Here is a 24,452-nt window from a genome sequence, read left to right as displayed (position 1 = left end):
GGAGAGGACGACATGAGCGCGGAACCGCTGGAGATCTACCTGGAGGAACGGGACCTCGACCGGGCGTTGCGGTCCGACGTGCGGACCGGGCTGGCCGCCGACCCCAAGTGGCTGCCCCCGAAGTGGTTCTACGACGCCCGGGGCAGCGAGCTGTTCGAGGAGATCACCCGGCTGCCGGAGTACTACCCGACCCGGGCGGAACGGGCGGTGCTGGCCGAACGGGCGCCGGACATCGCGGCGGCGACCGGGGCGAAGACCCTGATCGAGTTGGGCTCCGGTTCGTCGGAGAAGACCCGGCTGCTGTTGGACGCGTTCACCCGGCACGGCGGGCTGGGCACCTTCGTGCCGCTGGACGTGTCGGTGAGCGCGCTGCGGCAGTCCACCGCGCAGATCGCCACGGACTATCCGGCGCTGCGGGTACGCGGCATCGTCGGGGACTTCACCCGCCAACTGGACCGGCTGCCGACCGGTGGTCGCCGGTTGGTGGTCTTCCTGGGCGGCACCATCGGCAACCTGGTGCCGGCCGAGCGGGCCGACTTCCTGGCCGCCATGCGCGCCGCCCTGGAGCCGGGCGACCACCTGCTCGTCGGCACCGACCTGGTCAAGGACCCGGCGGTGATCGTGCCGGCGTACGACGACGCGGCCGGGGTCACCGCCGAGTTCAACCGCAACGTGCTGCGGGTGATCAACCGGGAGTTGGCCGCCGACTTCGATCCGGACGCGTTCGCCCACGTCGCCCACTGGGACCCGGCGCAGGAGTGGATCGAGATGCGGCTGCGGGCCCGACGCCCGATGCGGGTCCGCGTCGACGCGCTCGACCTGACCGTCGAGTTCGCCGCCGACGAGGAACTGCGTACGGAGGTGTCGGCGAAGTTCCGGCAGGCGGGGATCGGCGCGGAGCTGACGGCGGCCGGATTCCTGCCGACGGAGTTCTGGACCGACCCGGCCGGCCTGTTCGGGGTCACCCTGGCCCGCGCCGCCTGACCGGCACCCGGCGGCCGACGGACGGGCCGGTGCCGGCCGGTCCGCCGGTGACGACACCGCCGGCCCGGTGTGTCGGGGCGTCGACGGGCACCTGCGGGGTGACCCGGCGCACCCGGCGCACCGGCCGGCCGGGCCGGTCGGTTAGGCTGGCAGGCGCGAAGGGGAGTAGCCCCCAATGTCGTGGTCGACACACTGGTGCGTTCCGCACCCGGCCACGCGGCCCCACCAGCGGTGGGGCGGGCGAGACCTTCGACTCGGGCTGTCAACACAGCCGGGTCGAGGTCGCCCCGTCACCTCCTCCCGGCCTGATCGGGAAGGTTCCTCATGGACGGTTTCCTCGTCGCGCTGGTCGTCAGCTTCGGCGTCATCTTCGTCGCCGAGCTGGGGGACAAATCCCAGCTCATGGCGCTCACGTTCGCCACCCGGTTCAAGACGGTCCCGGTGCTGATCGGCATCACCGTCGCCACCGCGATCGTGCACCTGGCCTCGGTGGCGATCGGCGTCGGCCTGAACGCGGCGCTGCCCACCGGCTGGATCTCGCTGGCCGCCGGCCTGGCGTTCCTCGGCTTCGGCGTCTGGACGCTGCGCGGCGACAAGCTCACCGAGGAGGAGAAGCGCAAGGCGGAGAAGACCGGCAAGTCCGCCATCTTCGCCGTCGGTGTCGCGTTCTTCCTGGCCGAACTGGGCGACAAGACGATGCTCGCCACCATCACCCTGGCCACCAAGTACGGCTGGTTCGGCACCTGGCTCGGTTCGACGCTGGGCATGGTGGCCGCCGACGCGTTGGCCATCCTGGTCGGCCGGCTGCTCGGCCGGCACCTGCCGGAGCGGACCATCCGGTACGGCGCGGCGGTGCTCTTCGCCATCTGCGGCCTGTGGCTGATCCTGGAGGCGGTGCGCGAGCTGTCCTGACCGTCGACTAGCCGGGGTGCGGGCGGGTAACGCCACCCGGTGAGCCTGGACGAGCTGCTGCGCCACGGCGACGCGGTCGTGGTGGGGGTCGTGGAGACCATCGGCGCGACCGTCATCGTCGTCGGCGCGCTCTGGGCGGCGCTGCGGTTCGTGGTCGAGGGGCTGCGGCACCGCAGCGCCGCCGTGTTCACCCCGATCCGGCTCTCCCTCGGCCGGTTCCTCACCCTCGGCCTGGAGTTCCAGCTGGCGGCGGACATCCTGCGGACCGCGGTGTCGCCGACCTTCGCCCAGCTGGGTCAGCTGGCCGCGATCGCCACGATCCGTACCGCGCTGAACGTCGTGCTGCGCCGGGAGATCGCCCAGGAGAAGCGGCAGGTGGACGCCGGTGACCGGGCGCACCCCGACCCGCAGCCGGCCCCGACCGGGGACGGCGGCGGGTCGTCCCGATGACCGGGGTCGCGGTGCTGCTCGCCACCGGGGTGAGCGCGCTCGCCCTCGGCGTCGGCGCGGTGACGCTACTGACCACCCGGTCGTGGCGGACCGCCCTGCGGGTCCTGCTCGACCTGCTGGTCGCCGCGGGTCTGCTCCGGCTGGCCGGCGGCCGGAGCTGGTCGGCGCTGGCGACGGCGGCGGCGGTCGTGGTGTTGCGCCACCTGCTCGGGGCCGGCCTGAACGCGGCGGCGTCCACCGCGCCGCCGACTACCGACCCCCGGACGTGGGTAAGCCGAGCACACCCCCACCGGGGGCCAGCAGGGCACGAACCGAACGTGACGGGAAGGATTCCCCTATGAGCCGGCACGACGAGCCGAACGAGTACGGCTTCGCGGGCGGGGCCACCGCGCCGCAGCCCCCACCCGGCGGCCGCCCCGACGAGCAGGACCGGGCCGAGGCGGTCGCGGTGCCGGGTGACGACCTGACCGGGTCGGTCACCGAGGCGCTGGAGGAGACCGAGCCGGACGGGCGGGACGACGACGCCGGGCGTCACCGCTGAGCGCAACCCGCCGTCCGCCCGGCGTGCCGCCGGGCGGACGGCGGGTTCAGCGTGGTGACGGCAGGGTGGACAGCCGGGCGGTGTCGTCGACCCGGACGAGGCGGTCATCGCAGCAGGCCGCCAGCCGTTTGACCAGCTCTTCCGGGTCGCCGTACGGGTCGAGCCCGGCCAGCTCCGCCGGGTCCAGCGCGGGGACCCGGACGTGGGAGATGAGCGGGTGCAGCGGCCGGCTGTCGATCTCGTCGACGCCGAACAGGTCCTCGTGCAACTTCTCCCCGGGGCGCAGGCCGGTGTAGACGATCTCGGGTGGCTGGGCCGCCTCGGCCGCCAGCCGCTGGGCCACCTCGGCGATGCGTACCGGTTCGCCCATGTCCAGCACCAGTGCCTCCCCGCCCCGGCCGACGACGGCGGCCTGGAGCACCAGGTGCACCGCCTCCTGCACGGTCATGAAGTACCGGGTCACGTCCGGGTGGGTCACGGTGATCGGCAGCCCGGCCCGGACCTGGGCCTGGAACGCGGTGAGCACCGAACCCCGGCTGCTGAGCACGTTGCCGAAGCGGACGCTGAGGAACGCCCCGCCGTACCGTTCGGCGTAGTGCGCGGTCAGCCGTTCGGTGATCCGCTTGGAGTAGCCGAGGACGCTGATCGGGTTGGCCGCCTTGTCGGTGGAGATGTTCACGAACTCGGCGACGTCGCGGCACGCCTCCAGCACGTTGAGCGTGCCCTGGACGTTGGTCTTGACCGCTTCGCCCGGGTGACGCTGCAACAGGGTGAGGTGTTTGAGGGCGGCGGCGTGGAAGACGATGTCGGGTCGGCGTTCGGCGATGATCCGGGCGATCCCGTCGGCGTCGCGGAGGTCGGCGAGGATCAGTTCCGGCCCGTCCAGCAGCGCCCGCCCGTGCAGGGACATCTGCAGCGCGTGCAGCGCCGACTCGTCCCGGTCGAGCATCATCAGCTCGCCGGGGTCGCAGCGGGCGATCTGCCGGCACAGCTCCGAGCCGATCGAGCCGCCCGCGCCGGTGACCAGCACCCGGCGTCCGGCGAGCCCGTTGCGCTCCACCGGTAGTTCGGCGACCCGCTGGGCTCGTCCGAGCAGGTCGGTGAGCTGTAGGTCGCGGACGGCGTGTGCGGTGACCGGGCGGTCCAGCAGCTCGCGTACGGGCGGCAGCACCTTGAACGCGGCGCCGGCCTGCAGGGTGCGGCTGCGTACGTCACGCATCAGCTCGGCGTCCGAGCCGTTGATCGAGAAGATCACCGTGGCGGCCCGGGTGGCGCGGACGGCCTGGATCAGTTGCTCCCGGCCGCCGAGCACCCGGAGCCCGGCCACCCGCAGCCCCTGCCGCTCGGGGTCGTCGTCGAGCAGCCCCACCGGGAGGTATCCGCTGGTCGGGTCGCCGAGCAGCACCCGGACGAGGCGTTCGCTGGCCGCGTCGACCCCGTAGATCAGGGTCCGGTCGGCCGAGCGGGCGGGCCGGGCGTCGCGGTCGCGTCGCCACCGGTAGGTGACCCGGCCGGCCCCCATCAGCAGCAACGCCACGGCGGCGCCGAGGATCGGCACGCTGGCCGGGATGGGTCGTTCGGCCATCGGCAGCAGCGCGGCCAGCGCCACGGCGGCGGCCAGCACGACGGTCCCGCCCAGGTCGCGGGCCTCGCCGACGCTGCCGACCGGGTGTCGGCCCCGGGCGGTGAACCGGACCTGTTCGAGCGCGGCGTGGATGACCGCGCACACGCCGGCGGCGCCGAGGGCCAGGGCGCACTGCCGGGGGGTGATGCCGAACTCGTACCGGGCCCAGGAGGCGACCAGAAAACCTGCGCACCAGGAGGCGGTGTCGAGCGTTAGCAAGGACAGGGCCTTCGCGCGTCGCGTGACCCAGTCGCGCCGCTGGCTGGGGTCGTCATCCGTCTGGGGGTCTACGTGGTTCATTGGCGTCCTCTGCGTTTTGTTCCGTGATTGCGAGGATTCGGCACTGGCGAGCGGTTTGCATCGTATACGTTGTTTCTGCACCGTAAAGGACTACTCGCTGCGTTTAGATACTCTCACGGCGTTATGGGAACCTAGGGAGACTTCGTGCTTTTTCACCAGCTGGCCGTTCCGCCGGAACGGAGGGCGTGATGGACGTCCGCACCTGCCTGCGCCTGGTCCGCCGACACTGGTGGATCGTCCTGGTCACGCTGATGCTGACGGTCGGCTCGGCGGCGCTGGTCACGGTCCGCACGGCGCCCCGTTACGTGGCCTCGGTGACGTTCTTCGTCACCGCCCCCAACCAGGGCGTGAGCAACGCCTACCAGGGCGAACTCTTCCTCCAGCAGCGGGTGAAGTCGTATGCCGACCTGCTGCGCAGCGACCGCCTGGCGCAGGCCGTGGTCGCCGACTCCGGCCTCGGCCTCACCGCCGACGACATCCAGCGCCGGGTCGCCACCTCCACCGAACCGGGCACCGTGCTGCTGCGGGCCAGCGTCACCGACACCGACCAGACCCGGGCCATGAAGGTAACCGAGGCCCTGTCGGCCAAGTTCGTCGAGCTGGTCAAGAAGATCGAGACCACGTCGGACGGCAAGGCCGGACCGACCCGGATCGAGGTGGTGGGCGGCCCCCGGGTCAGCGCCAGCCCGGTCTCCCCGCAGCCCAACCGCAACCTCGCCCTCGGCGTCCTGGTCGGGCTCCTGCTCGGCGTGGCGCTCGCCGTGCTGCGCGGCATGGTCGACGTACGGCTGCGTGACGCCGCCGGCCTGCAACGTGCCACCGGCAGCCCACTGCTCGGCGACATCCCGTTCGACCAGGCGGCCAAGGCGGCCCCGCTGATCGTCGGCGAGGCGGCGACGTCGGCCCGCGCGGAGGCGGTCCGCAAGCTGCGGACCAACCTGCGCTTCGTGGACGTGCACGAGCCGGCCCGGGTGATCGCGGTGACCAGCGCGCTGCAGGGGGAGGGGAAGACCACCCTGTCCTGCAACCTGGCGATCGCGCTGGCCGAGGCGGGCTGGCGGGTGCTGCTGGTCGACGCCGACCTGCGCCGCCCGAAGGTCGCCGACTATCTCGGCGTCGACGGCGGCGTCGGGCTCACCGACGTGCTCGTCGGCGACGTCCAGGTCGGTGACGTGGTGCAGCGCTGGGGCGACAAGTCCCTGCTGGTGCTGCCCAGCGGGTCGACCCCGCCGAACCCGAGCGAGCTGCTGGGGTCCAAGTCGATGGCCGACCTGCTCCTGTCGCTGCGCGAGTCCGCCGACATCGTGGTGATCGACACCGCGCCCCTGCTGGCCGTCACCGACGGCGTGGTGGTGGCCGTGCAGGCAGACGGCGCGTTGCTGGTCACCCAGCAGGGGCGTACCTCGCGCGCCCAGGCCGCCGCGGCGGCCCGGTCCCTGCACTCCGTGTCGGTACGGCTGCTCGGGTGTGTGCTCAACATGGCCAAGGTGGCCCGCGCGGACGCCTACCAGTACGAGGCGTACCGGATCGCCACCGCGTCGCCGGCGTCGGTGCCGGCCGACCGCGCCACCGCCGCGCACCGCGAGGACCAGGGGCTGCACCCGGCCAGCGACCGGACGCAGGAACTCACCCGGCTGCCGCGATGAGTGCCGCCGCGGGTCCGTCCGTCCGTCCCGCCCTGTCCGCCACGGGCGGGGCGGCGACGGCGGCCCGCGGGTCGGGGGCGGCGGTGCGCCGTCGCCCCCCGGCCCTCGACCGCGTCGGTCGACGACCCGTCGACAGAACGCGGAGGGGAGCGCGGCGATGAGGGTGGGAATCCTGTCGTACCACTTCCCGCCGGAACCGGCGTTCATCCCCGGCAGCCTCGCCGAGGAGCTGGCCCGGCGCGGACACGAGGTGCGGGTGCTGACCGGGTTCCCGGACTATCCCGGCGGCCACGTCTATCCCGGGTGGCGGCAGCGCTGGCGGCACGTGACCCACAGCGAGCGGTTGACCGTACGCCGGGTGCCCCGCTATGCGGGCGGCGACGCCTCGCCCACCGCCCGGATGGCCGGCTACCTCTCCTTCGCCGGCAGCGCGGCGCTCGCCGGACGGCGGTACCTGGCCGGCGTCGACGTGCTCTACGTCTTCCAGTTCCCCGCGACCAGCTTCGCCGCCGCCGGGCTGCTGCGGCTGCTCGGCCGGGTGCCCACCGTGCTGCACGTGCAGGATCTCTGGACCGGGGAGGTCGCGGCCGATCCGCAGCGGCCCGGCCGGATCACCACCACCATGCGCCGGGTGTTGCGGGCGGCCGACGCGGTGGCGGTCACCGCCCCCTCGATGCGGGACCTGGTGCTCGCCGACGGGGTCGCCGGGGACCGGGTGCGTACCGTGCCCAACTGGACCGACGAGCGGATCTTCCAACCGGTGCGCGCCGGCCGGGCCGCCCAGGCGCTGGTCCGTGGGGACGCGCGCTGCGTCGTCATGCACGCCGGCACGATCGGCGAACGGCAGGGCCTGGAGACCGCGGTCCGGGCGGCGGCGGCGCTGCGCGACCGGATGGATCTGGTGCTGGTCGGCTCCGGGGCGCAGGAGCGGCGGGTACGGGGCCTGGCCGGCGAACTCGGGGCCGGCAACGTACGGTTCCTCGACCGGCGGTCGCCGGGGGAGATGCCCGAGCTGTACGCCGCCGCCGACTACCAGCTGGTGACCCTGCGGGATCTGCCGGAACTGAACGGGACGGTGCCGAGCAAGGTGCAGTCCGCGCTGGCCTGTGCCGCCCCGCTGGTGGCCTCGGCCGGGGGCGACACCGCGGCGCTGGTGGAGCGGGCCCGGGCCGGGCTGTCCTGCCCGCCCGAGGACTGGGCCGCGCTGGCCGACCGGTTCTGGCTGGCCAGCACGATCCCACCGTCCGCGCGGGCGGAGATGGGGCGGCGGGGGCGGGAGACCTATCTGCGGGAGATGTCCCTGCGGGCCGGGGTGGACCGGATCGAGTCGCTGCTGCGGGACGTGGCGTCCCCCCGGGTGCCCGCCGGGCAATAACCGTGAACTAAAGCAAGTACGAAAATTCGGTAACAGCCTGACAGTGGCATTTGTCGTGCTACAAAGCTCATGAATGGTCATATCGCCCGAAAGGGAGAGCGGAGCGACGGGTGGCGGAGAGCGGTAGGTCGCGCAGCGGCCGACGGAGACTGCGGCGGCGGACCCGGCGACGGGTCCGCCGGGCCCTGCTGGTCTGCCTGGTCGTCGGGTCGGTGCTGTTCGGTGCCGCCGGCTGGGTGGGGTTCCGGGGCTGGCAGGCGCGCGCCCACCTGGTCAACGCGGCCGGGCTCGCCCGGGAGCTGAGCACCCAGGTGCTCGGCGGCGACCTCGACCGGGCCCAGCGCACCCTGGCGGCGTTGCAGGAGCAGGCCGGGGCTGCCCGGACCGCCACCGGGGACCCCGGGTGGGCGCTCGCCCGGCACGCCCCGTACGCCGGGGACGACGTCGCGGCCGTCCGGACCATCGCGGTGGCCATCGACGACCTGGCCCGGGAGGCGTTCCCGGCGCTGCTGCGCACCGACCTGACCACGCTGGTGCCGACCGAGGGGCGGCTGGACCTGGCCCGGCTGCGGGCCGCCTCGGCGGACCTGACCGCCGCCGACGCCGCGGTGCGCAGGTCCCGGGCCGGCCTCGACGCGGTACCCGCCGAGGACCTGGTCAGCCAGCTCGGCACGGCGTTGACCGAGTTGCGGGCGGAGATCGAGCGGCTGGCCGGGCTGACCGGAGCGGCGGAGCGGGGTGCCCGGGTGCTGCCCGCCCTGCTCGGCGCGGACGGGCCACGCAGCTACCTGCTGCTCTCGCAGAACCTCGCCGAACTGCGCGCGACCGGCGGCATGTTCGGCGCGTACGCGGTGATCCACGCCGACGACGGGCGGGTCCGGATGCGCGAGCAGGGCACCAGCGCCCAGTTCGGGCGGTTCACCCCCGCGCTGCGGGTGGACGAGGAGGTGCGTCGGCTCTACACCGACCTGCCGGGCATCTACCCGGCCGACGTCAACCTGAGCCCGAACTTCCCCGCTGCGGCGAAGCTCTACCGGGAGATGTACCGGCGGCACAGCGGCGTGACCGTCGACGGGGTGCTGACCGTCGACCCGGTGATGCTGTCCTACCTGCTCCAGGCCACCGGGCCGGTGCAGGTGCCCGGCGACGCCACCCTGGTCAGCAACCAGGTGGTGCGCACCCTGCTCAGCGACGCCTACCAGGGCCGCGACGACACCGGGCAGGACGCCTTCTTCGCCGCCTCGGCCTCCGCGGTGTTCGACGCCTTCCTCACGAAGAAGGTCAACCCAAGAGTGCTTTTGTCGGCTTTAGACCGCTCCATCACGGAAAGACGGATACTGTTCTGGAGTGCCCGATCCACGGAACAGCGGACGTTCGCCGACACCCGGCTCGCCGGTGCGCTCCCCGAACAGGAGACCACCCCGACCGTCGGGGTCTTCCTCAACGACGGCAGCGGCGCGAAGCTCGGCTACTACCTACGGCCGACGGCGACCCTCACCACCGGCGACTGCGCCGACGAGGGGCGGCGGCAGCTCAAGCTGCGCTTCACCCTGCATTCCTCGGCCCCCGACTCGGGTCTGGCCAAGTCGGTGCTCGGCCTCGGCCTGGCCGGCGACCCGTACACGGCCCGGACCCTGATCTCCGTCTACAGCCCGGCGGGCGGCACGGTGCTCAGCGCCCGGGTCGACGGAAAACCGACCTCGCTGGGCAGCGGGATCGAACGTCGCCGGCAGGTGGCTATCGCCACCGTGGACGTCGGTCCCGGCGCCACCCGGACCCTCGACGTGGACCTGCTGACCGGCAGGAACACCACCGGCACCGCCGAACTCTGGCACACACCGACCGCCACCCCATGGACCACCCAAGTAGTTCCCGCACCTAGCTGCAAACAGTAGGAGGAGACCATCATGCGGCTATCCCGCATTCTCATGGCGCTGACGGTCGGTCTGGCCATCGTGGCCGTGCCGACCGCCGCGGGGGCTGCTCAGCCGCAGCCACCCGCCGACAGCACGCCGCAGCCGCCACCGTACCCGCCCGTCACGCCCTCGCTGACGGCCAACCCGACGACCATCTTCCTCGGCGAGACGGTGGTGCTCACCGGCACCGGCTTCGGGCCGAACGAGATCGTCGACATCGACGTCACCGTGGCGCCCCTCGCCGCGGCCGTGCCGGGGCAGGCACCGGCCCGACGCAGCGACGGCACCACCGTCGCCATGGTGAAGGTGGACTACTCGCAGCCGCAGCCCGCGCCGCGGCACTTCACGGCGCAGACGGACGCGAACGGTAACTTCACCGTGAGCTACCGGCCGAGCGACGTCGGGCGGATCACCTTCACGGCGACCGGACGCACCTCGGGGCGTACGGCCAGCACGACGATCACCGTGCTGCCGAAGAAGAAGCCGCACCCGCACCTGCCGGTGACCGGTGACAACCTGAGCACGCCGCTGAAGGTCGGCGGCGGGCTGGTCGGCGCCGGTGTGGTGCTGATGCTCACCGCGTTCGGCTGGCGGCGTCGCCACCGGTTCGGCATGACCCGCTGACCCGGAATCCCTGCGGTACCCGGTGCCCGTCGGACCTTCCGGTCCGGCGGGCACCGACCGTTGCCGGTACGCCGCCGACCGCCCCCGGGCGCGGATCGTCACCCCCGTCCGGTTCACTGGACGGGTGGACGAGGTGATCTGGAACGCGGCCCGCGCCGCCCGCGCCTGGCTGGACGCCACCAACGGCACCGACCAGACCGAGCTGACCTGCCGCATCCTCAAGCTCAGCGAGGAGGCCGGGGAGGCCGCCGGAGCCTGGATCGGTGTGCTCGGCCAGAATCCCCGTAAGGGGGTCACCCACACCCGTGCGGAGGTGGCCGCCGAGTTGGCCGACGTGGTCTTAACCGCCCTGGTCGCCATCGAGAGCCTGGGCCTGGACGCCCGGTCGGTGGTGACCGCCTGCGCCGCGAAGGTCGAGTCCCGGATCACCCCCTGACGACCCGCCCGACCCCGATGGCCGATACCGCCCCGGCCCCGGCCCTGGCCCTGGCCCCAGTGCCGGTGCCGGTGCCGGTGCCGGTGCGACGATCGTCCGGTATCACCCGGTCCGACCGCTGTCGTCGTGACCGGCGGCACCCCCGGGCCGGAATCCCGACCCCGCCCCCGGCGTTACACCCTGCGTACGACCGCAGCAGCACCCCGGACCACCCGACGTCCCGGCCGCCGGCGGAATGACCCGGCACCGACGCTCGTTACACCCCCGGTACGACCGCAGCAGGCAGTACCCCGGCCGACCCCGCACCCCCCCCGGCGGGAATGACCCCGGACCCCCGGTCGTTACACCTGACCCCGGCACGAGCGGCCACCACCCCGGCCGGCAGGCCCCACCGGAACCCCCTCAGACTTTCCCCCCGTATGAGCGCCCCCGACGTGGTGCCCACGCCCCCTTCCGCTGCCCGTCCCCCCACGGGCACACCCAGCCCTCCACCGGCCGGGTCGGGGCGTCTACCCCCGAAGGAGCAACCCCATGAAGACCACCATCATGAACACCACCATCCTGCGTAAGAGCGTCCTCGGCATCGCCGGTCTCGCCGTCGCCGGAGGCATCGCCGCCGGCCCGCTCAACCACGACACCCCCACCATCGACACCCGCCCCGTCGCCACCGTCCAGGCCGACAAGCCCACCGTGGACACCACCAAGCTGATCCCGCACGGCGTGCAGGGCGAGCAGTCCCGCATCGACCTCAACGACGAGCAGACCAGCAACGCCAAGGCGATCATCGCCGCCACCAAGAAGGCCGGCATGGACGAACGCGCCGCCGTCGTGTCCATCGCGACCAGCCTGCAGGAGTCGAAGCTGGAGAACCTCGGCCACCTCGGTGACCGCAACGACCACGACTCGCAGGGCCTGTTCCAGCAGCGGCCGTCCAGCGGCTGGGGCACCGTGGAGCAGATCACCGACCCCGAGTACGCCACCCTGGCGTTCCTCAAGGGCCTCAAGCAGGTCGACGGCTGGCAGGACATGCCCCTGACCAAGGCCGCCCAGACCGTCCAGGTCTCCGCCTACCCCGACCACTACGCCCAGTGGGAACAGCAGGCCGCCGACCTCGTCGCCCAGCACTGGAACAGCTGACCCCCCTACGACACGACGGCCGGCACCCCCACGCGGGGTGCCGGCCATCGCCACGTCCACCCGTTCCTGCCGATGGTTCGGTGGCTGCCGGCGGATCGGCGGGCGGGCGGTGCGGTGCGGATCGTGGAGACTTCTTGCTGCCCCAGGCACCACAACTCTCCACACAGGGCCACGCGGTGATGCCGTCTGGCAGGGGCACCCGGGACCGCGCTGCCCTGGCGGACCTCGCCCAGCCCGCTGTCGCCGTAGCCGTCAGCGTGCGTCGGCCAGCCGGCTGCGTCGGCCGCCAGCCGCGTCGGCCAACCGGCCACAGCCGACCGACGGATCGATGGTGACGTGGGTCACCGGAGGGTGGGGAAGGAGTAGGTGGGGTGCCGCGTTGTGCGGGGTGTCGGTGTGTTCGGTGTCCCCGGGCCTCACCTGAAATGCCCTCGCGGAGTTCCGTTCGGCTGGAGCCGCGTCGCGCCACGCGCCGAGAGGCGACCCGCACATCGACACGCGCCGCCCCCGACCCGTCAGGGTCGGGGGCGGCGCGCTGTGCGCGCAGCGGGCAGAATCACGGGGTGGACTGGTCCAGCACGACCGGGGTGGTCACCCTGCCCAGCGGCGCGACCGTACGCGGGCGGCGGGTGGCCGACGCGGTGTCCCCGGCCGACTTCGCCCTGATCCTGGCACCCGGGCCGACCCCCGCCTGGGCGCACCGGCGCATCCGGTGGCCCGACTTCTGGTTGCCGACCGACCGGGTCGACGCCCTGGACGCCTTCCGTGAGGCGTTGCGCCGCGCCCACGCCGGCGACCGGGTGGAGGTGGCCTGCCGGGGCGGGATCGGCCGGACCGGCACCACCCTCGCCGCCCTGGCGATCCTCGACGGGGTGCCGGCCCGCGACGCCGTCCGGTGGGTCCGTGACCGCTACCATCCGAAGGCCGTCGAGACCCCCTGGCAGCGCGCCTGGCTGCGCCGGCTCCCCGACCACTGACCGGTGTCCCGACCGCGTCGGCCCGTCCCGACCGCGTCGGCCCGCCCCCGTCGGCGGCCGGCCACCGACGGGGGCGGGGGAGTGGCCCCGCTCAGCGGGAGGCGACGTACTCGCGCAGGTGTCGGGCGGTGAGGGTGTCACCGTGGGTGACCAGGTCGGCGGGGGTGCCGGTGAAGACGATCCGGCCGCCGTCGTGGCCGGCACCGGGGCCCAGGTCGACGATCCAGTCCGCGTGCGCCATCACCGCCTGGTGGTGCTCGATGACGATCACCGTGTTGCCGGCGTCGACCAGCCGGTCCAGCAGGGCGAGCAGTTGGTCCACGTCGGCCAGGTGCAGGCCGGTGGTCGGCTCGTCCAGGACGTAGGTGGCCGCCTTCTCGGCCATGTGCACGGCCAGCTTGAGCCGTTGACGTTCCCCGCCGGACAGGGTGGTCAGCGGCTGTCCCAGGGTCAGGTAGCCGAGGCCCACCTCGGTCAGCCGGTCCAGCACCACCCGGGCCGGGCCGGACGGGAAGAACTCCCGGGCCTCGGTCACCGACATGCCGAGCACCTCGCTGATGTTGCGGCCGCGCAGCGTGTAGGCCAGCACCTCGGGGGTGTACCGCCGCCCCTCGCACGCCTCGCAGACGCTGGCGACGGCCGCCATCGTCGCCAGGTCGGTGTAGACCAGCCCGATCCCCTTGCAGGTCGGGCAGGCACCCTCGGAGTTGGCGCTGAACAGCGCGGCCTTCACCCCGTTGGCGCGGGCGAACGCGGTGCGGATCGGGTCGAGCAGGCCCGTCCAGGTCGCCGGGTTGCTGCGTCGGGAACCCCGGATGGGGGACTGGTCGACCACCACGACGCCGTCGCGGCGGGGCAGCGACCCGTGGATCAGTGAACTCTTGCCCGAGCCGGCCACCCCGGTGACGACGGTGAGCACCCCCAGCGGCAGGTCGACGTCGACGTCGCGCAGGTTGTGCAGGTCGGCTCCCCGGATCGCCAGGTGGCCGGTGGGCCGGCGGAACGCCGTCCGCAGGGTCGCCCGGTGGTCGAGGTGCCGGCCGGTCAGGGTGTCGGAGCGGCGCAGCCCGGCGACGTCGCCGGTGTAGCAGATCCGCCCGCCGGCCGAGCCCGCGCCCGGACCCAGGTCGACGACGTGGTCGGCGATCGCGATCGTCTCCGGCTTGTGCTCGACGACGAGCACCGTGTTGCCCTTGTCGCGCAGCCGCAGCAGCAGGCCGTTCATCCGGGCGATGTCGTGCGGGTGCAGCCCCACCGTCGGCTCGTCGAAGACGTACGTCACGTCGGAGAGGCTGGACCCGAGGTGGCGGACCATCTTCACCCGCTGTGCCTCGCCCCCGGACAGGGTGCCGGACTCCCGGTCCAGGCTGAGGTAGCCCAGGCCGATCTCCACCATCGAGTCCAGGGTGTCGCGCAGGTCGGCCACCAGCGGGGCCACCGACGGCGCGTCGATCCCGCCGACGAACTCCGCCAGGTCGCTGATCTGCATGGCCGCGCACTCGGCGATGTTCCGGCCGGCGATCGTCGAGGACAGCGCCGCCGCGTTGAGCCGGGCCCCGCCGCAGGCGGCGCAGGTGGCGAAGGCGACCGCCCGGTCCACGAAGGCCCGGATGTGCGCCTGCATGGACTCCCGGTCCTTGGCCAGGTAGAGCCGGCGGACCTTCACCACCAGCCCCTCGTACGTCCAGCTGTTGGCGCCGACCTTGATCTTCGTGGCCGGCTTGTGCAGGAAGTCCTCCCACTGCTGCGGGGTGAAGTCCTGGAGCTTGACGTCCGGGTCGAACAGCCCGGACCCGACGATGGTCTGCCAGTACCAGGAGTCCACGGCGAAGTTCGGCACCAGGATCGCCCCGTCGTTGAGCGAGCGTTCCACGTCCACCATCGCCGACACGTCGAGGTCGGAGACGCGGCCCAGCCCCTCGCAGGTCGGGCACATCCCCTCGGCGAGGTTGAAGCTGAACGCACCGGCCCCGCCGACGTGCGGCTCACCGAGCCGGCTGAACAGGATCCGCAGCAGCGCGTACGCGTCGGTCGCGGTGCCGACGGTGGAGCGGGAGTTCGCCCCCATCCGCTCCTGGTCGACCACGATCGCCGGGGTCAGGTTCCGCAGCGAGTCGACGTCGGGGCGGGACAGGTTCGGCATGAACGACTGGAGGAAGGCGCTGTAGGTCTCGTTGATCAGGCGGCGGGACTCGGCGGCGACGGTGCCGAACACCAGGGAGGACTTCCCCGAGCCGGAGACCCCGGTGAAGACGGTGAGCCGTCGCTTGGGTATGTCGACGGAGACGCCGGTGAGGTTGTTCTCCCGGGCGCCCCGTACCTCGATCACGTCGTGGCGGTCGGCGGCGGACTGCGCTGGTTGCTCCATACCTTCGATTTTCTCATTCACGCTCATGTAGAGACTTTCTCCGTACTTCACGCGTCGGTCGACCGGCAATATGGCGGGAAGTCTCAAACCACGTGACAACCACTAGGGTGGGCGGGAACGCGAGCGGTGGGGAGAGGCCGGGTGACGGGGGAGCGACGGTGGCGGCTGGTCGACGTCGCGGCCAGCGCCGGCATCTCCACCCAGCAGGTGCGCAACTATCTGGCCGACGGGGTGCTGCCGCCGACCGACCGCACCCCGAGCGGCTACCGGATCTTCACCGACCGCCACGTCCGGGCCCTGGCGGTGGCCCGCCGGATGGCCGAGGGGCACGGCTGGGCGCGTACCCGGGAGGTGCTGGCGGCCGTGCACCGGGGTGAGCTGCCGGCGGCGCTCGCCGCGCTCGACGCCGGGCACGCCGAGCTGGACCGCGAGCGGGCCGAGATCGCCCGGGTGCTGGGCGCGTTCGAGACGGTGCTGGGCAGCCGGCCGGCGGCCGTGCCCCGCCGGGACGCCCGGATCGGCGAGGTGGCGGCCCAGGTGGGGGTGCGGACCTCGCAGCTGCGCCTGTGGGAGCAGCGCGGCCTGCTCCGCCCGCACCGGCAGCGGGGCACCGGCTACCGGGTGTACGACGTGGCCGAGGCGCGGGCGGCGCAGGTGGTGGCGCTGCTGCGCCGGGGCGGCTACCCGTTCGAGATCATCACGGCGGTCCTCGACGAGCTGCGCAGCACCGGCCGACCGGACCGGGTCCGGGCCGAACTCGCCCGGCGGGAGCAGGAGCTGAACCGGCGCAGCCTGCGCCGGCTGCGGGCCTCCGCCGCCCTGCACGACTACCTGGACGCCACCGGCACCTGAACCGGACGCCCCCGGGGATTGTGCCCGCCCGCTGCCTGGCGCGCACAGCCGGACGGCCCGGCGGAGGATCCGCCGGGCCGTCGGTGCGCAAGGGGTCAGTTCAGCCCGCAGGCGGCGAAGTTGTCGAGGTTGGGACGCTGTGCGCCGACGCGGTTGAAGGCGATCTCGATGCGGTCGAGGGCGGCCTGGCGCTTGTCCTTCAGGGGGCCGAGGATGGCGTTGTTGATGAAGTTGGCGCCGCCCTGGGGGTTGGCGGCCTGCTGGGCGAGGCGGGCGTTGGCCTCGCTGATCTGCTTGTCGAGGTTGGCCAGTTCGGCCTGGACGTTCGCGGCGGCCTGGGCCGGGACGGCGGGGATCTGCGGCGTCGGGCAGTTCACCGTCCGGGCGGCACCGGCGTTCCCGTTGCCCGCGTTGCCGTTCCCGTTGCCCGCGTTGCCGTTGCCGTTGCCCGCGTTCCCGTTCCCGGCACCCGCGTTGCCGTTGCCGGCGTTACCCGCACCCGCGCCGTTGAGCCCGCAGGCGGCGAAGTTGTCGAGGTTGGGACGCTGTGCGCCGACGCGGTTGAAGGCGATCTCGATGCGGTCGAGGGCGGCCTGGCGCTTGTCCTTCAGGGGGCCGAGGATGGCGTTGTTGATGAAGTTGGCGCCGCCCTGGGGGTTGGCGGCCTGCTGGGCGAGGCGGGCGTTGGCCTCGCTGATCTGCTTGTCGAGGTTGGCCAGTTCGGCCTGGACGTTCGCGGCGGCCTGGGCCGGGACGGCGGGGATCTGCGGCGTCGGGCAGTTCACCGTCTGGGCGGCGGCGGTGGTGTTGTTCCCGCCGGTGGCGGCGTTGCCGGCCTTGACGGAGCTGTTCAGCGCGCTGGCCACACCCGGGGCGTTCAGGCCGCAGGTGGCCAGGGCGTCCAGGTTGGGCCGCTGGGCGCCGGCCCGGTTGAAGTTGATCTCGATGCGGTCCAGCACCGCGACCCGCTTGCTCTTCAGCGGGCCGAGGATCGCGTTGTTGATGAAGTTCGCGCCGCCCTGCGGGTTGGCCGCCTGCTTCGCCAACCGCTCGTTCTGCCGGGCGATCTCCTCGTCCAGGTTGGCCAGTTCCCGCTCCACCCCGGCGGCGGCCGACGCGGGGACCGCCGGCAGCTTGTCCCGTACCGTCGGGCAGTTGACGGTCTGCGCGGCGGTGCTGCCGGTGTTCTCACCGGCGGAGGCGAGTTGCAGACCGCCGCCCAGCAGCAGCACCGCCAGGGCGCCCACTCCGCCGAGCTTGAGGACGGCATTCTTCCGCATTGGCCTGGCCATGTACCTCTCCTCTGATCTCCGGCGGGTCGCGACGGCGTGGCGTCCGGTGGCCCGACGGTGGCTGGGGTCAAGGCGGACCGGATGTCCGACGCCCGGCATTGGCGTCCGCCCCGATCCGTCCTTGCGGCGATGGATACGGGGACCGGCAGAAGATCGTTCAAGAATTCTCGTGAGCTTTCGGTCGCTCTCGGTGATCGACGAAGAAATGCCAGCTCAGTGGGGGTGGGAGCGGTTCCATCGCCGCGCGGAGGAGGCGATTTCAGCTACCTGCTGTCACCCAAGAGTGATCCAGGGTGAGGAGCGGGACTCCCGTCGGGTCGGTCGCGCCCCCTGGGGAACCCGGTTGCCGCCTCGGTAGGGTGCCTCACCATGAGAGCCCGGGTCCTGGCCGCCGGCGTCGCGGCCGTACTCCTCACCGGTGTGCCGGCCATCCCCGCCACCGCGGGCGGTGCGGTCCGCGCCGGGTCGGCCGCCGCCGTCGTGCCGTGCCCGAAGCTGCCCGCGCCGAAGGTGACCCGACCGCCCCGGCCCACGCCGCCCGCGGCCGTGCCCGAGCAGCAGCGGGTGGGGGGCGAGGCGCTGGCCACCCCCGGGCTGACCGTGCCGCCCGGTGCGCCCGCGCCGCCGCCGGTCACCGCGACCTCCTGGCTCGTCGCCGACCTGGACACCGGAGCGGTGCTCGGCGGCTGCGGCCCGCACGAGTACGGCACCCCGGCCAGCGTGCAGAAGCTGCTGCTGGCCGCCACCATGATGCCGAAGCTGAACCCGAAGCAGGTGGTCACGGTCACCCGCCCCGACCTGGACATCGAGCCGGGCAGTTCCGCCGTCGGCCTGCTCGACCGTGGCCGCTACCCGGTCGAGACCGTCTGGCTCGGCCTGCTGCTCCAGTCCGGCAACGACGCGGCCAACCTGCTGGCCCGCCTGGGTGCGGGCAGCGCCGCCGCCGGGGTCCGCGAGATGAACGCCGAGGCACGCCGGCTCGGGGCGTTGCAGACCCACGCGGTGACGCCGTCCGGGCTGGACGGTCCGGGCCAGTTCACCAGCGCGTACGACCTGGCGCTGATCGCCCGGGTCTGCTTCGCCGACCCCACCTTCCGCCGGTACGCCCTGACCGAACGCACCCAGATCCCGGCCCAGCCGGCGCTGCGCAAACCCGGCTTCCAGATCCAGAACGAGAACCAGCTCATCTACCGGTACCCGGGGGCGCTGGGCGGGAAGACCGGCTTCACCGACCTCGCCCGGCACACCTACGTCGGGGCCGCCGAGCGCGGTGGACGACGACTGGTGGTGACCCTGCTCGGGGCGGAGGCCCGCCCGGTACGCGGCTGGGAACAGGGGGCGCGGCTGCTCGACTGGGGCTTCGGCCTGCCCCGGGACGCCTCGGTGGGGCGACTGGTCGAGCCCGGTGAGCTGACCGACGCCAGCCCGTCGGCCCCACCGTCCGCCCCGGTGGCCGCCGCGCCGGCCGCTCCCCGCCCGACGCCTGGCGCACCGCAGTGGCTCGGCGGGGCGGTGGTCGGCGGGGCGGCCGGGCTGGTCGGCCTGCTGGCCGTCCTGCTCGCGGTCGGCCGTCGGCGGCGGACCCGCCGCCGGGTCCGGCGGCGGGTCGCCTGGGACTGACGGCGACCCGTCCCGCCGGGGAGCACCGGCGCGCGTCGGCGGTCACGACCCGCCGGGATCGGCCGGCGTCGACAACCGGTGCGAGCCTCCATAGACTCCGGTCGTTCCGGTACCCGTCGTCTCTCCGGTACCACGAGTCCAGGAGGACCATTCAGTGTCGAGTGAACCCCGACCGTCCGCCGCCGGGTCGCGCCCCCACGGCCGGCTGGCCCGCCTCGCCGGGGCGGCCCTGGCCTCGGCCGCGCTGGTCGTCGCCGGTGGCACCGCCGCCGTCGCCGCGCCCGCCGACGGGCCGACCGCCGCCCGGACCACGAAGGGGCCGTGCGCGTACACGTCCACGCCCGACGAGCCGCCGGCCCGGCCGGTGCCGCTGCCGCCCGACCCGCGTCGGACGCCCGACGACGGCACGGTCCGGGTCACCCTGCGCACCAGCCAGGGACCGATCGGGCTGACCCTGGACCGCGAGCAGGCCCCGTGCACCGTGCAGAGCTTCCTGCACCTGGCGCGGCACCGGTTCTACGACTGGACGCCCTGCCACCGGCTGACCGCGTATCCGACGCTGCAGGTGCTCCAGTGCGGCGACCCGTCCGGCACCGGGGAGGGCGGGCCGGGCTACCGCTACCGCGACGAGCTGCCCACCGACCTGCCGCCCGCGCCGACCGACCCCACCGGGGTGCGCCGGCTCTACGCCCGGGGCACGCTCGCCATGGCCAACGCCGGGCCCGACACCAACGGCAGCCAGTTCTTCCTGGTCCAGTCGGACTCGGCGCTGCGCCCCAACTACACCGTGTTCGGCAGCATCGACGCGGCCGGGCTGAAGACCCTGGACAAGATCGCCGCCGGTGGCATTGCGCCCACCCCCGAGGACCCCGCGCCGGTGGACGGCGCTCCGGCCCTGCCGGTGCAGATCCACCGCGCGATCCGGGGCCACTGAACGATGCCGGCCGGCCCGTCGCGGGCCGGCCGGGGGTGACATCGGGTGGGGGCGGCTGACCGCCCCCACCCGACGTCAGCCCTGCTCGCCTGCCGCCCGGGTCCGGTCGGCGTCCGCGTCGGCCGCGCCGACCGGCACACCGTCGCCGTCGCGGGCGGCGTCGGACAGGTCCACGTCCGCGCCGGCACGGGCGGCGTCGGCGCGGGCGTCGTCCGCACCCACCACGGGACGGGTGTCGACATCGTCGACGTCGACCAGGTCACCACCGGCCGCGAGGCCGATCGGGGCGTAACGGGGGTCGGTCATGGTCTCCTCCTTCACCGGGGCCTACCCTCCGCTACCCCCATCCACCCCCGTCGACACCTCCGGCCACCCGGCGGCATGCTAGCGGCCGGTCCGCACCCACCGGGTGGGATTCGCCGGATCGGCGGACCGGCGGGGCGGGCGTCACTACCTTCGTCAGCGTGAGAGTTCGGGGACGTACCGCCGCCGCCATCGCCGCCCTGCTGCTGTCGCCGGTCGTCGCACCCGCCGGTGCGGCGGACGCCGCCGGGGCGGTCACCACCGGCCCGTGCGCGCCGGTGCCGGCTGTGTCCCGGCCACCCCGACCCGTCCCGCCCCACGCCGACCCCGCCGCCCGCGTGGTCGGCGGCCCCGCCCTGGCCACCACGGGGCAGGTCCGACCGGCCGGGACACCCCGGCCGCCCGCCGTGCCGGCCGTCTCCTGGCTGGTCGCCGACCTGGACAGCGGCGACGTGCTCGGCGGCTGCGGCCCACACGAGTACGGCACCCCGGCCAGCGTGCAGAAGCTGCTGCTCGCCGCGACCGTGCTGCCGAAGCTCGACCCCCGCGAGACGGTCACCCTCACCCCCGGCGACCTCGACATCGAGCCGGGCAGCTCCGCCGTGGGCTTCGCCGAGGGCGGCCGGTACCGGATCGAGACCCTCTGGTTGGGCCTGCTGCTCAAGTCCGGCAACGAGGCGGCCAACGCGCTGGCCCGCCTCGGCGGCGGCCCCGACGGGCTGCCCGGTGGGCTGCGGGCGATGAACGAGCACGCCCGGCAGCTCGGCGCGTTGCAGACCCACGCGGTGACCGCGTCCGGGCTGGACGGTCCGGGCCAGTTCACCAGCGCGTACGACCTGGCGCTGATCGCCCGTGCCTGCTTCGCCGACGCCACCTTCCGCCGCTACGACACCACCCGGGAGACGATGATCCCCGCCCAGCCGGCGCTCGGCGAGAAGGCGTTCCCGATCCAGAACGACAACCAGCTGCTCGACCACTACCCGGGGGCGCTCGGCGGCAAGACCGGCTACACGGACCTGGCCCGGCACACCTACGTCGGGGCCGCCGAGCGGGGCGGCCGGCGGCTGGTGGTCACCCTGCTCGGCGCGGAGGTGCTCGACAGGCGGGGCTGGGAACAGGGCGCGGCCCTGCTCGACTGGGGGTTCGGCGTGCCCCGGGGCGCGGCGGTCGGCCGGCTGGTCAACCCGGGCGAGCTGACCGCCGGCCCGTCCGCGTCGGCCACCGCCACCCCGCCCGCGCTGGCCGCCGCCGGTGGGCCGGCCCGGCTCGACCCGGACGGTCACCCGTGGTCGCGTCCGCTGCTCGCGGTCTCCCTGGCCGCCGTCGTGGCCGGCCTCGCCGGGCTGCTGTTCGCCCTGCGGCACCGACCCCAGCCCGGACGCCGACGGCGGTGAGAGCCGGCGCGGACCACCCCCGACGGGTGCTGCTCCGGTTGCTGGTCGCGACGGCGGTGCTCGCGACGGCGGGCTGTGGCCGGCCGCCACAACCCGCGCCGGTGCCGAGCGTCGCCATGCCCACCCCGACCGGACCGCGCGCCCCCGCCGACGTGGTGCTGCTGTCCGAGGTCGACCCGAGCATCGTCGTGGACATCCGCTACGCCGGCCCGCACAACTTCGTCGGCCGCCCGGTGGACGGCTACGACGAGCCGCTGTGCCTGCTCACCCGGCCCGCCGCCGAGGCGCTGCGCCGGGTGCAGGACGCCGCCCGCGCCCAACGGCTGAGCCTGCGGGTGTACGACTGCTACCGGCCGCAGCGCGCCGCCGACGAGTTCGTCCGTTGGGCGAAGGACCCCGCCGCACAGCAGACGAAGGCGGAGTTCTATCCCCGGGTGGCCAAGTCGAGGCTGTTCGCCGACGGCTACCTCGGCGCGCCCACCGCGCACAGCCGGGGCAGCACCCTCGACCTGACCCTGGAGCCCCGCCCGGCCCCGCCCCGCGCCTCGTACGCCCCGGGCCAGCCGCTGGTGGCCTGCACCGACCCGGCCGACAGGCGGTTCGCCGACGGCACCCTCGACATGGGCACCGGATTCGACTGCTTCGACCCGCTCGCGCACACCGCCGACCCCCGGGTCACCGGTGCGGCCCGGGCCAACCGGGGCCTGCTGGAACGCCTGATGACCGAGGAGGGTTTCGTCAACTACGACCGGGAGTGGTGGCACTACCGGTACGCCGACGAGCCCTACCCCGACACCTACTTCGACTTCCCGGTGGCCCGCGCGTCCCTGCCCCGCTGACCGGCCCGGTCGCCGGCTCCGGGGTCGGGCCGCCCACCGCCGGTCGGGGTAACTGCGGTGGGTCGGCGGTGGCAGGCCGCTAGGCTGCCCGACGGCTCCCGGCCGCCCGCCCGGGGCGACCCCGTCCCGTGAAGGACCCGACATGACCACCGAACGGATCGGCCCGCCGCTGCGCGCCGGGGAGCGGGAGACGCTGCGTGCCTTCCTCGACTTCCACCGGGCCACCCTCGCGATGAAGTGCGAGGGCCTGACCGACGAGGAGCTGCGCCAGCGGGCCGTGCCGTCGTCGCAACTGACCCTGCTCGGCCTGCTGCGGCACCTCGCCGAGGTGGAACGCGCCTGGTTCCGTCGGGTGATCGACGCGCAGGACGTGCCGCTGCTCTGGTCGGAGGACGGCGACTACCAGCAGGCGTACGACCCGACGGGGTCGACCGGCGCGGAGGCGTTCGCGGCGTGGCAGCGGGAGGTGGAACACTCCCGGCGGATCGAGCGGGCGGCGGCCTCGCTCGACGTCACCGGCCACCAGGCGCGCTGGGGCGAGGACGTGTCGCTGCGCCTGGTGATGCTGCACATGATGCACGAGTACGCCCGCCACAACGGCCACGCCGACCTGCTGCTGGAGGCCGTCGACGGCAGCGTGGGCGTCTGACCCGCCGATCCGCCGCCCGGCCCCGGCCCGGCTCAGCCGGCGGCGGGTCGGGTGCGTAGCGGCAGCCAGGCCAGCACGTCGCGGATCGTGGCGTCCCAGTACGGCCAGTCGTGGTCGCCGGGGGAGAAGTCCACGGTCACCGGCACGCCCCGGTCCCGGGCCGCCGCGACGAAACGCTCGTTGTCGTCGTACAGGAAGTCCTCGGTGCCGCAGGCGACGTAGAGCGGGGGAGTGTCGGCCCCGGCCCGGCCCACCAGCGCCACGGTGTCGTCGTCGGGGCCGGCCGCCGGGACGTCGCCCCAGACGGTGTGCCAGACGTCCGGGTCGAGCGGACGGTCCGGGGCGTAGCGGCGGTGGGCGACGTTGAGCGCCCCGGACAGGCTGGCCGCGGCGGCGAACCGTTCCGGTTGCCGCAGCGCCCACTTCACCGCGCCGTAGCCGCCCATCGACAGCCCGGCGACGAAGGTGTCCTCCCGGCGGTCGGAGAGCCGGAAGAACGACCGGCAGACCCGGGGCAGCTCGTCGGTGAGGAACGTCCAGTACCGGTTGCCGTGCTTCTCGTCGGCATAGAAGCTGCGTCCGGCCTGGGGCATCACCACGGCCAGACCCAGGGCCGACACGTACCGCTCGATCGAGGTCTGGCGGGTCCAGGCGGTGTCGTCGTCGCTGAGCCCGTGCAACAGGTAGAGCACCGGCGGGCCCGCATCCGTGGGCGTCGGCCGTGCCGGGTCGGGTTGCGGCAGGATCACCGTCATCGACGTGCTCATGCCCAGGGCCTCGGAGTCGAACTCGCACCGCATCAACGCCATGGCCATGGACCGTACCGCCTGCCGGCCCTGCCGGACACGACATCGCCGCCGCCGGCCCGAGGCTGTCGCCGTGCCCACCGAGGCGGGCTGACCGGGCCGTCGGGGGAGCGGATATCCGGTTGCGGCGGTGCGGGTGTCCGCCTAGGTTCAACGGCAACGTCACACCGACCCACCGGGGAGCACACCGTGTCGCCGTACCTCAGCACCGGGACCACGCGGTTCACACCGCGCGGCGGCGTGCTGTTGCCAGCCGGCGAACGGGCCCGGGGTTGTCGGTGGCGATCGGGGTGGCGGCGCGGATAGCGCCGGCGCGACCTGCGCAGCCGCCCACCCCACCAGGGGACCGGGCGGCTTTTTCGATCCCCGACACCCGCCGAGGGGTGTAGCTCAACGGGTAGAGCACCGGATTCCAAACCCGACGGTCGCAGGTTCGAATCCTGTCACCCCTGCTCCCACGAACGAGGAGAACG

Annotated in this window: 23 protein-coding genes and 1 tRNA gene; 19 read left to right on the top strand and 5 right to left on the bottom strand. The window is 73.8% G+C overall.

What is annotated here, in order from left to right; genetic code table 11:
- The first annotated feature begins 12 nt into the window (after positions 1-12).
- The 5 genes from egtD to ACN268_RS06790 all read left to right on the top strand — a co-directional run bounded on the left by egtD (position 13) and on the right by ACN268_RS06790 (position 2,887).
- Positions 13-984, top strand: a complete 972-nt coding sequence (gene egtD / locus ACN268_RS06810; protein WP_421482285.1) for an L-histidine N(alpha)-methyltransferase — start codon at positions 13-15, stop codon at positions 982-984.
- A 324-nt stretch (positions 985-1,308) separates the two neighbouring features.
- Positions 1,309-1,896, top strand: a complete 588-nt coding sequence (locus ACN268_RS06805; protein WP_088646466.1) for a TMEM165/GDT1 family protein — start codon at positions 1,309-1,311, stop codon at positions 1,894-1,896.
- Positions 1,897-1,935: 39 nt separating this feature from the next.
- Entirely contained in the window at positions 1,936-2,346 is a 411-nt protein-coding gene (locus ACN268_RS06800; RefSeq protein ID WP_421482284.1) for a DUF1622 domain-containing protein, read from the top strand.
- Positions 2,343-2,687 carry a hypothetical protein gene (locus tag ACN268_RS06795; RefSeq protein WP_421482283.1) on the top strand — a complete coding sequence of 115 codons (345 nt, stop codon included), beginning with the start codon at positions 2,343-2,345 and terminating at the stop codon, positions 2,685-2,687. Before ACN268_RS06800 ends, ACN268_RS06795 begins: the two co-directional genes overlap by 4 nt.
- The gene (locus tag ACN268_RS06790) at positions 2,684-2,887 is read left to right on the top strand and encodes a hypothetical protein (RefSeq protein WP_204922861.1); all 204 of its coding nucleotides are present in this window, start codon (positions 2,684-2,686) and stop codon (positions 2,885-2,887) included. Before ACN268_RS06795 ends, ACN268_RS06790 begins: the two co-directional genes overlap by 4 nt.
- A gap of 46 nt (positions 2,888-2,933) precedes the next feature.
- Here the strand turns inward: ACN268_RS06790 and ACN268_RS06785 are convergent, their stop codons facing one another.
- Positions 2,934-4,811, bottom strand: coding sequence for a polysaccharide biosynthesis protein (locus ACN268_RS06785; RefSeq protein ID WP_421482282.1), 1,878 nt, complete (start codon positions 4,809-4,811; stop codon positions 2,934-2,936).
- Positions 4,812-4,999: 188 nt separating this feature from the next.
- On the opposite strand from ACN268_RS06785, the gene ACN268_RS06780 reads away from it, so the two are divergent.
- From ACN268_RS06780 to ACN268_RS06750, 7 genes are all read left to right on the top strand, one after another.
- Complete coding sequence (locus ACN268_RS06780) at positions 5,000-6,457, top strand: polysaccharide biosynthesis tyrosine autokinase (RefSeq protein ID WP_421482281.1); 1,458 nt, start codon at positions 5,000-5,002, stop codon at positions 6,455-6,457.
- A 157-nt stretch (positions 6,458-6,614) separates the two neighbouring features.
- Positions 6,615-7,832, top strand: a complete 1,218-nt coding sequence (locus ACN268_RS06775; RefSeq protein ID WP_421482279.1) for a glycosyltransferase family 4 protein — start codon at positions 6,615-6,617, stop codon at positions 7,830-7,832.
- Positions 7,833-7,942: 110 nt separating this feature from the next.
- Positions 7,943-9,727, top strand: coding sequence for a DUF4012 domain-containing protein (locus ACN268_RS06770; RefSeq protein ID WP_421482278.1), 1,785 nt, complete (start codon positions 7,943-7,945; stop codon positions 9,725-9,727).
- Between the two features lie 12 nt (positions 9,728-9,739).
- Positions 9,740-10,372, top strand: a complete 633-nt coding sequence (locus tag ACN268_RS06765) for a hypothetical protein (protein ID WP_088646458.1) — start codon at positions 9,740-9,742, stop codon at positions 10,370-10,372.
- A gap of 124 nt (positions 10,373-10,496) precedes the next feature.
- Complete coding sequence (locus tag ACN268_RS06760; RefSeq protein ID WP_421482277.1) at positions 10,497-10,808, top strand: MazG-like family protein; 312 nt, start codon at positions 10,497-10,499, stop codon at positions 10,806-10,808.
- Between the two features lie 546 nt (positions 10,809-11,354).
- Entirely contained in the window at positions 11,355-11,945 is a 591-nt protein-coding gene (locus tag ACN268_RS06755; RefSeq protein ID WP_421486826.1) for a hypothetical protein, read from the top strand.
- A 563-nt stretch (positions 11,946-12,508) separates the two neighbouring features.
- Positions 12,509-12,922 carry a protein-tyrosine phosphatase family protein gene (locus tag ACN268_RS06750; RefSeq protein ID WP_421482276.1) on the top strand — a complete coding sequence of 138 codons (414 nt, stop codon included), beginning with the start codon at positions 12,509-12,511 and terminating at the stop codon, positions 12,920-12,922.
- A gap of 91 nt (positions 12,923-13,013) precedes the next feature.
- Here ACN268_RS06750 and ACN268_RS06745 read toward each other — a convergent pair whose 3' ends face one another.
- Complete coding sequence (locus tag ACN268_RS06745; RefSeq protein ID WP_421482274.1) at positions 13,014-15,290, bottom strand: ATP-binding cassette domain-containing protein; 2,277 nt, start codon at positions 15,288-15,290, stop codon at positions 13,014-13,016.
- A gap of 141 nt (positions 15,291-15,431) precedes the next feature.
- Here ACN268_RS06745 and ACN268_RS06740 point away from each other — a divergent pair, with 141 nt between their 5' ends.
- The gene (locus ACN268_RS06740) at positions 15,432-16,142 is read left to right on the top strand and encodes a MerR family transcriptional regulator (protein WP_421482273.1); all 711 of its coding nucleotides are present in this window, start codon (positions 15,432-15,434) and stop codon (positions 16,140-16,142) included.
- A gap of 95 nt (positions 16,143-16,237) precedes the next feature.
- Here the strand turns inward: ACN268_RS06740 and ACN268_RS06735 are convergent, their stop codons facing one another.
- The gene (locus ACN268_RS06735; protein WP_421482272.1) at positions 16,238-17,434 is read right to left on the bottom strand and encodes a hypothetical protein; all 1,197 of its coding nucleotides are present in this window, start codon (positions 17,432-17,434) and stop codon (positions 16,238-16,240) included.
- Between the two features lie 369 nt (positions 17,435-17,803).
- Between ACN268_RS06735 and ACN268_RS06730 the strand changes: the two genes are divergently transcribed.
- Positions 17,804-19,054 carry a D-alanyl-D-alanine carboxypeptidase family protein gene (locus ACN268_RS06730; protein ID WP_421482271.1) on the top strand — a complete coding sequence of 417 codons (1,251 nt, stop codon included), beginning with the start codon at positions 17,804-17,806 and terminating at the stop codon, positions 19,052-19,054.
- 154 nt (positions 19,055-19,208) lie between these two features.
- The gene (locus ACN268_RS06725; RefSeq protein WP_421482270.1) at positions 19,209-19,988 is read left to right on the top strand and encodes a peptidylprolyl isomerase; all 780 of its coding nucleotides are present in this window, start codon (positions 19,209-19,211) and stop codon (positions 19,986-19,988) included.
- Between the two features lie 75 nt (positions 19,989-20,063).
- Here the strand turns inward: ACN268_RS06725 and ACN268_RS06720 are convergent, their stop codons facing one another.
- Entirely contained in the window at positions 20,064-20,294 is a 231-nt protein-coding gene (locus tag ACN268_RS06720; RefSeq protein ID WP_421482269.1) for a hypothetical protein, read from the bottom strand.
- Between the two features lie 158 nt (positions 20,295-20,452).
- Between ACN268_RS06720 and ACN268_RS06715 the strand changes: the two genes are divergently transcribed.
- The 3 genes from ACN268_RS06715 (at position 20,453) to ACN268_RS06705 (ending at position 23,173) form a co-directional block, all read left to right on the top strand.
- Positions 20,453-21,685 (top strand): D-alanyl-D-alanine carboxypeptidase family protein, encoded by a 1,233-nt coding sequence (locus tag ACN268_RS06715; RefSeq protein WP_421482268.1) that lies wholly within the window; start codon positions 20,453-20,455, stop codon positions 21,683-21,685.
- The gene (locus ACN268_RS06710) at positions 21,682-22,524 is read left to right on the top strand and encodes a M15 family metallopeptidase (protein WP_421482267.1); all 843 of its coding nucleotides are present in this window, start codon (positions 21,682-21,684) and stop codon (positions 22,522-22,524) included. Before ACN268_RS06715 ends, ACN268_RS06710 begins: the two co-directional genes overlap by 4 nt.
- A gap of 142 nt (positions 22,525-22,666) precedes the next feature.
- Entirely contained in the window at positions 22,667-23,173 is a 507-nt protein-coding gene (locus ACN268_RS06705) for a DinB family protein (protein ID WP_421482265.1), read from the top strand.
- Positions 23,174-23,205: 32 nt separating this feature from the next.
- Here the strand turns inward: ACN268_RS06705 and ACN268_RS06700 are convergent, their stop codons facing one another.
- A complete protein-coding gene (locus tag ACN268_RS06700; protein ID WP_421482264.1) occupies positions 23,206-23,982 on the bottom strand; it encodes an alpha/beta hydrolase in 777 nt (258 codons plus the stop codon).
- A 376-nt stretch (positions 23,983-24,358) separates the two neighbouring features.
- On the opposite strand from ACN268_RS06700, the gene ACN268_RS06695 reads away from it, so the two are divergent.
- Positions 24,359-24,431, top strand: a tRNA-Trp gene (locus ACN268_RS06695).
- Positions 24,432-24,452: the final 21 nt, after the last annotated feature.

Origin of the sequence: Micromonospora sp. WMMD735, assembly GCF_049178995.1 — a bacterium.
Lineage (GTDB): Bacteria > Actinomycetota > Actinomycetes > Mycobacteriales > Micromonosporaceae > Micromonospora > Micromonospora wenchangensis.
The sequence above is the reverse complement of the archived record's forward strand: the minus strand, read 5'-3'. Positions and strand labels throughout refer to the sequence as shown.

Bases quoted from the DNA above. Each gene is read 5' to 3' on its own strand.
- ACN268_RS06755 (WP_421486826.1), top strand. From the start codon at position 11,355: ATGAACACCACCATCCTGCGTAAGAGCGTCCTCGGCATCGCCGGTCTC.
- ACN268_RS06775 (WP_421482279.1), top strand. From the start codon at position 6,615: ATGAGGGTGGGAATCCTGTCGTACCACTTCCCGCCGGAACCGGCGTTC.
- ACN268_RS06790 (WP_204922861.1), top strand. From the start codon at position 2,684: ATGAGCCGGCACGACGAGCCGAACGAGTACGGCTTCGCGGGCGGGGCC.
- ACN268_RS06780 (WP_421482281.1), top strand. From the start codon at position 5,000: ATGGACGTCCGCACCTGCCTGCGCCTGGTCCGCCGACACTGGTGGATC.
- ACN268_RS06730 (WP_421482271.1), top strand. From the start codon at position 17,804: ATGAGAGCCCGGGTCCTGGCCGCCGGCGTCGCGGCCGTACTCCTCACC.
- ACN268_RS06705 (WP_421482265.1), top strand. From the start codon at position 22,667: ATGACCACCGAACGGATCGGCCCGCCGCTGCGCGCCGGGGAGCGGGAG.
- ACN268_RS06735 (WP_421482272.1), bottom strand. From the start codon at position 17,434: ATGGCCAGGCCAATGCGGAAGAATGCCGTCCTCAAGCTCGGCGGAGTG.
- ACN268_RS06795 (WP_421482283.1), top strand. From the start codon at position 2,343: ATGACCGGGGTCGCGGTGCTGCTCGCCACCGGGGTGAGCGCGCTCGCC.
- egtD (WP_421482285.1), top strand. From the start codon at position 13: ATGAGCGCGGAACCGCTGGAGATCTACCTGGAGGAACGGGACCTCGAC.
- ACN268_RS06765 (WP_088646458.1), top strand. From the start codon at position 9,740: ATGCGGCTATCCCGCATTCTCATGGCGCTGACGGTCGGTCTGGCCATC.
- ACN268_RS06785 (WP_421482282.1), bottom strand. From the start codon at position 4,811: ATGAACCACGTAGACCCCCAGACGGATGACGACCCCAGCCAGCGGCGC.
- ACN268_RS06745 (WP_421482274.1), bottom strand. From the start codon at position 15,290: ATGGAGCAACCAGCGCAGTCCGCCGCCGACCGCCACGACGTGATCGAG.
- ACN268_RS06805 (WP_088646466.1), top strand. From the start codon at position 1,309: ATGGACGGTTTCCTCGTCGCGCTGGTCGTCAGCTTCGGCGTCATCTTC.
- ACN268_RS06720 (WP_421482269.1), bottom strand. From the start codon at position 20,294: ATGACCGACCCCCGTTACGCCCCGATCGGCCTCGCGGCCGGTGGTGAC.
- ACN268_RS06700 (WP_421482264.1), bottom strand. From the start codon at position 23,982: ATGGCGTTGATGCGGTGCGAGTTCGACTCCGAGGCCCTGGGCATGAGC.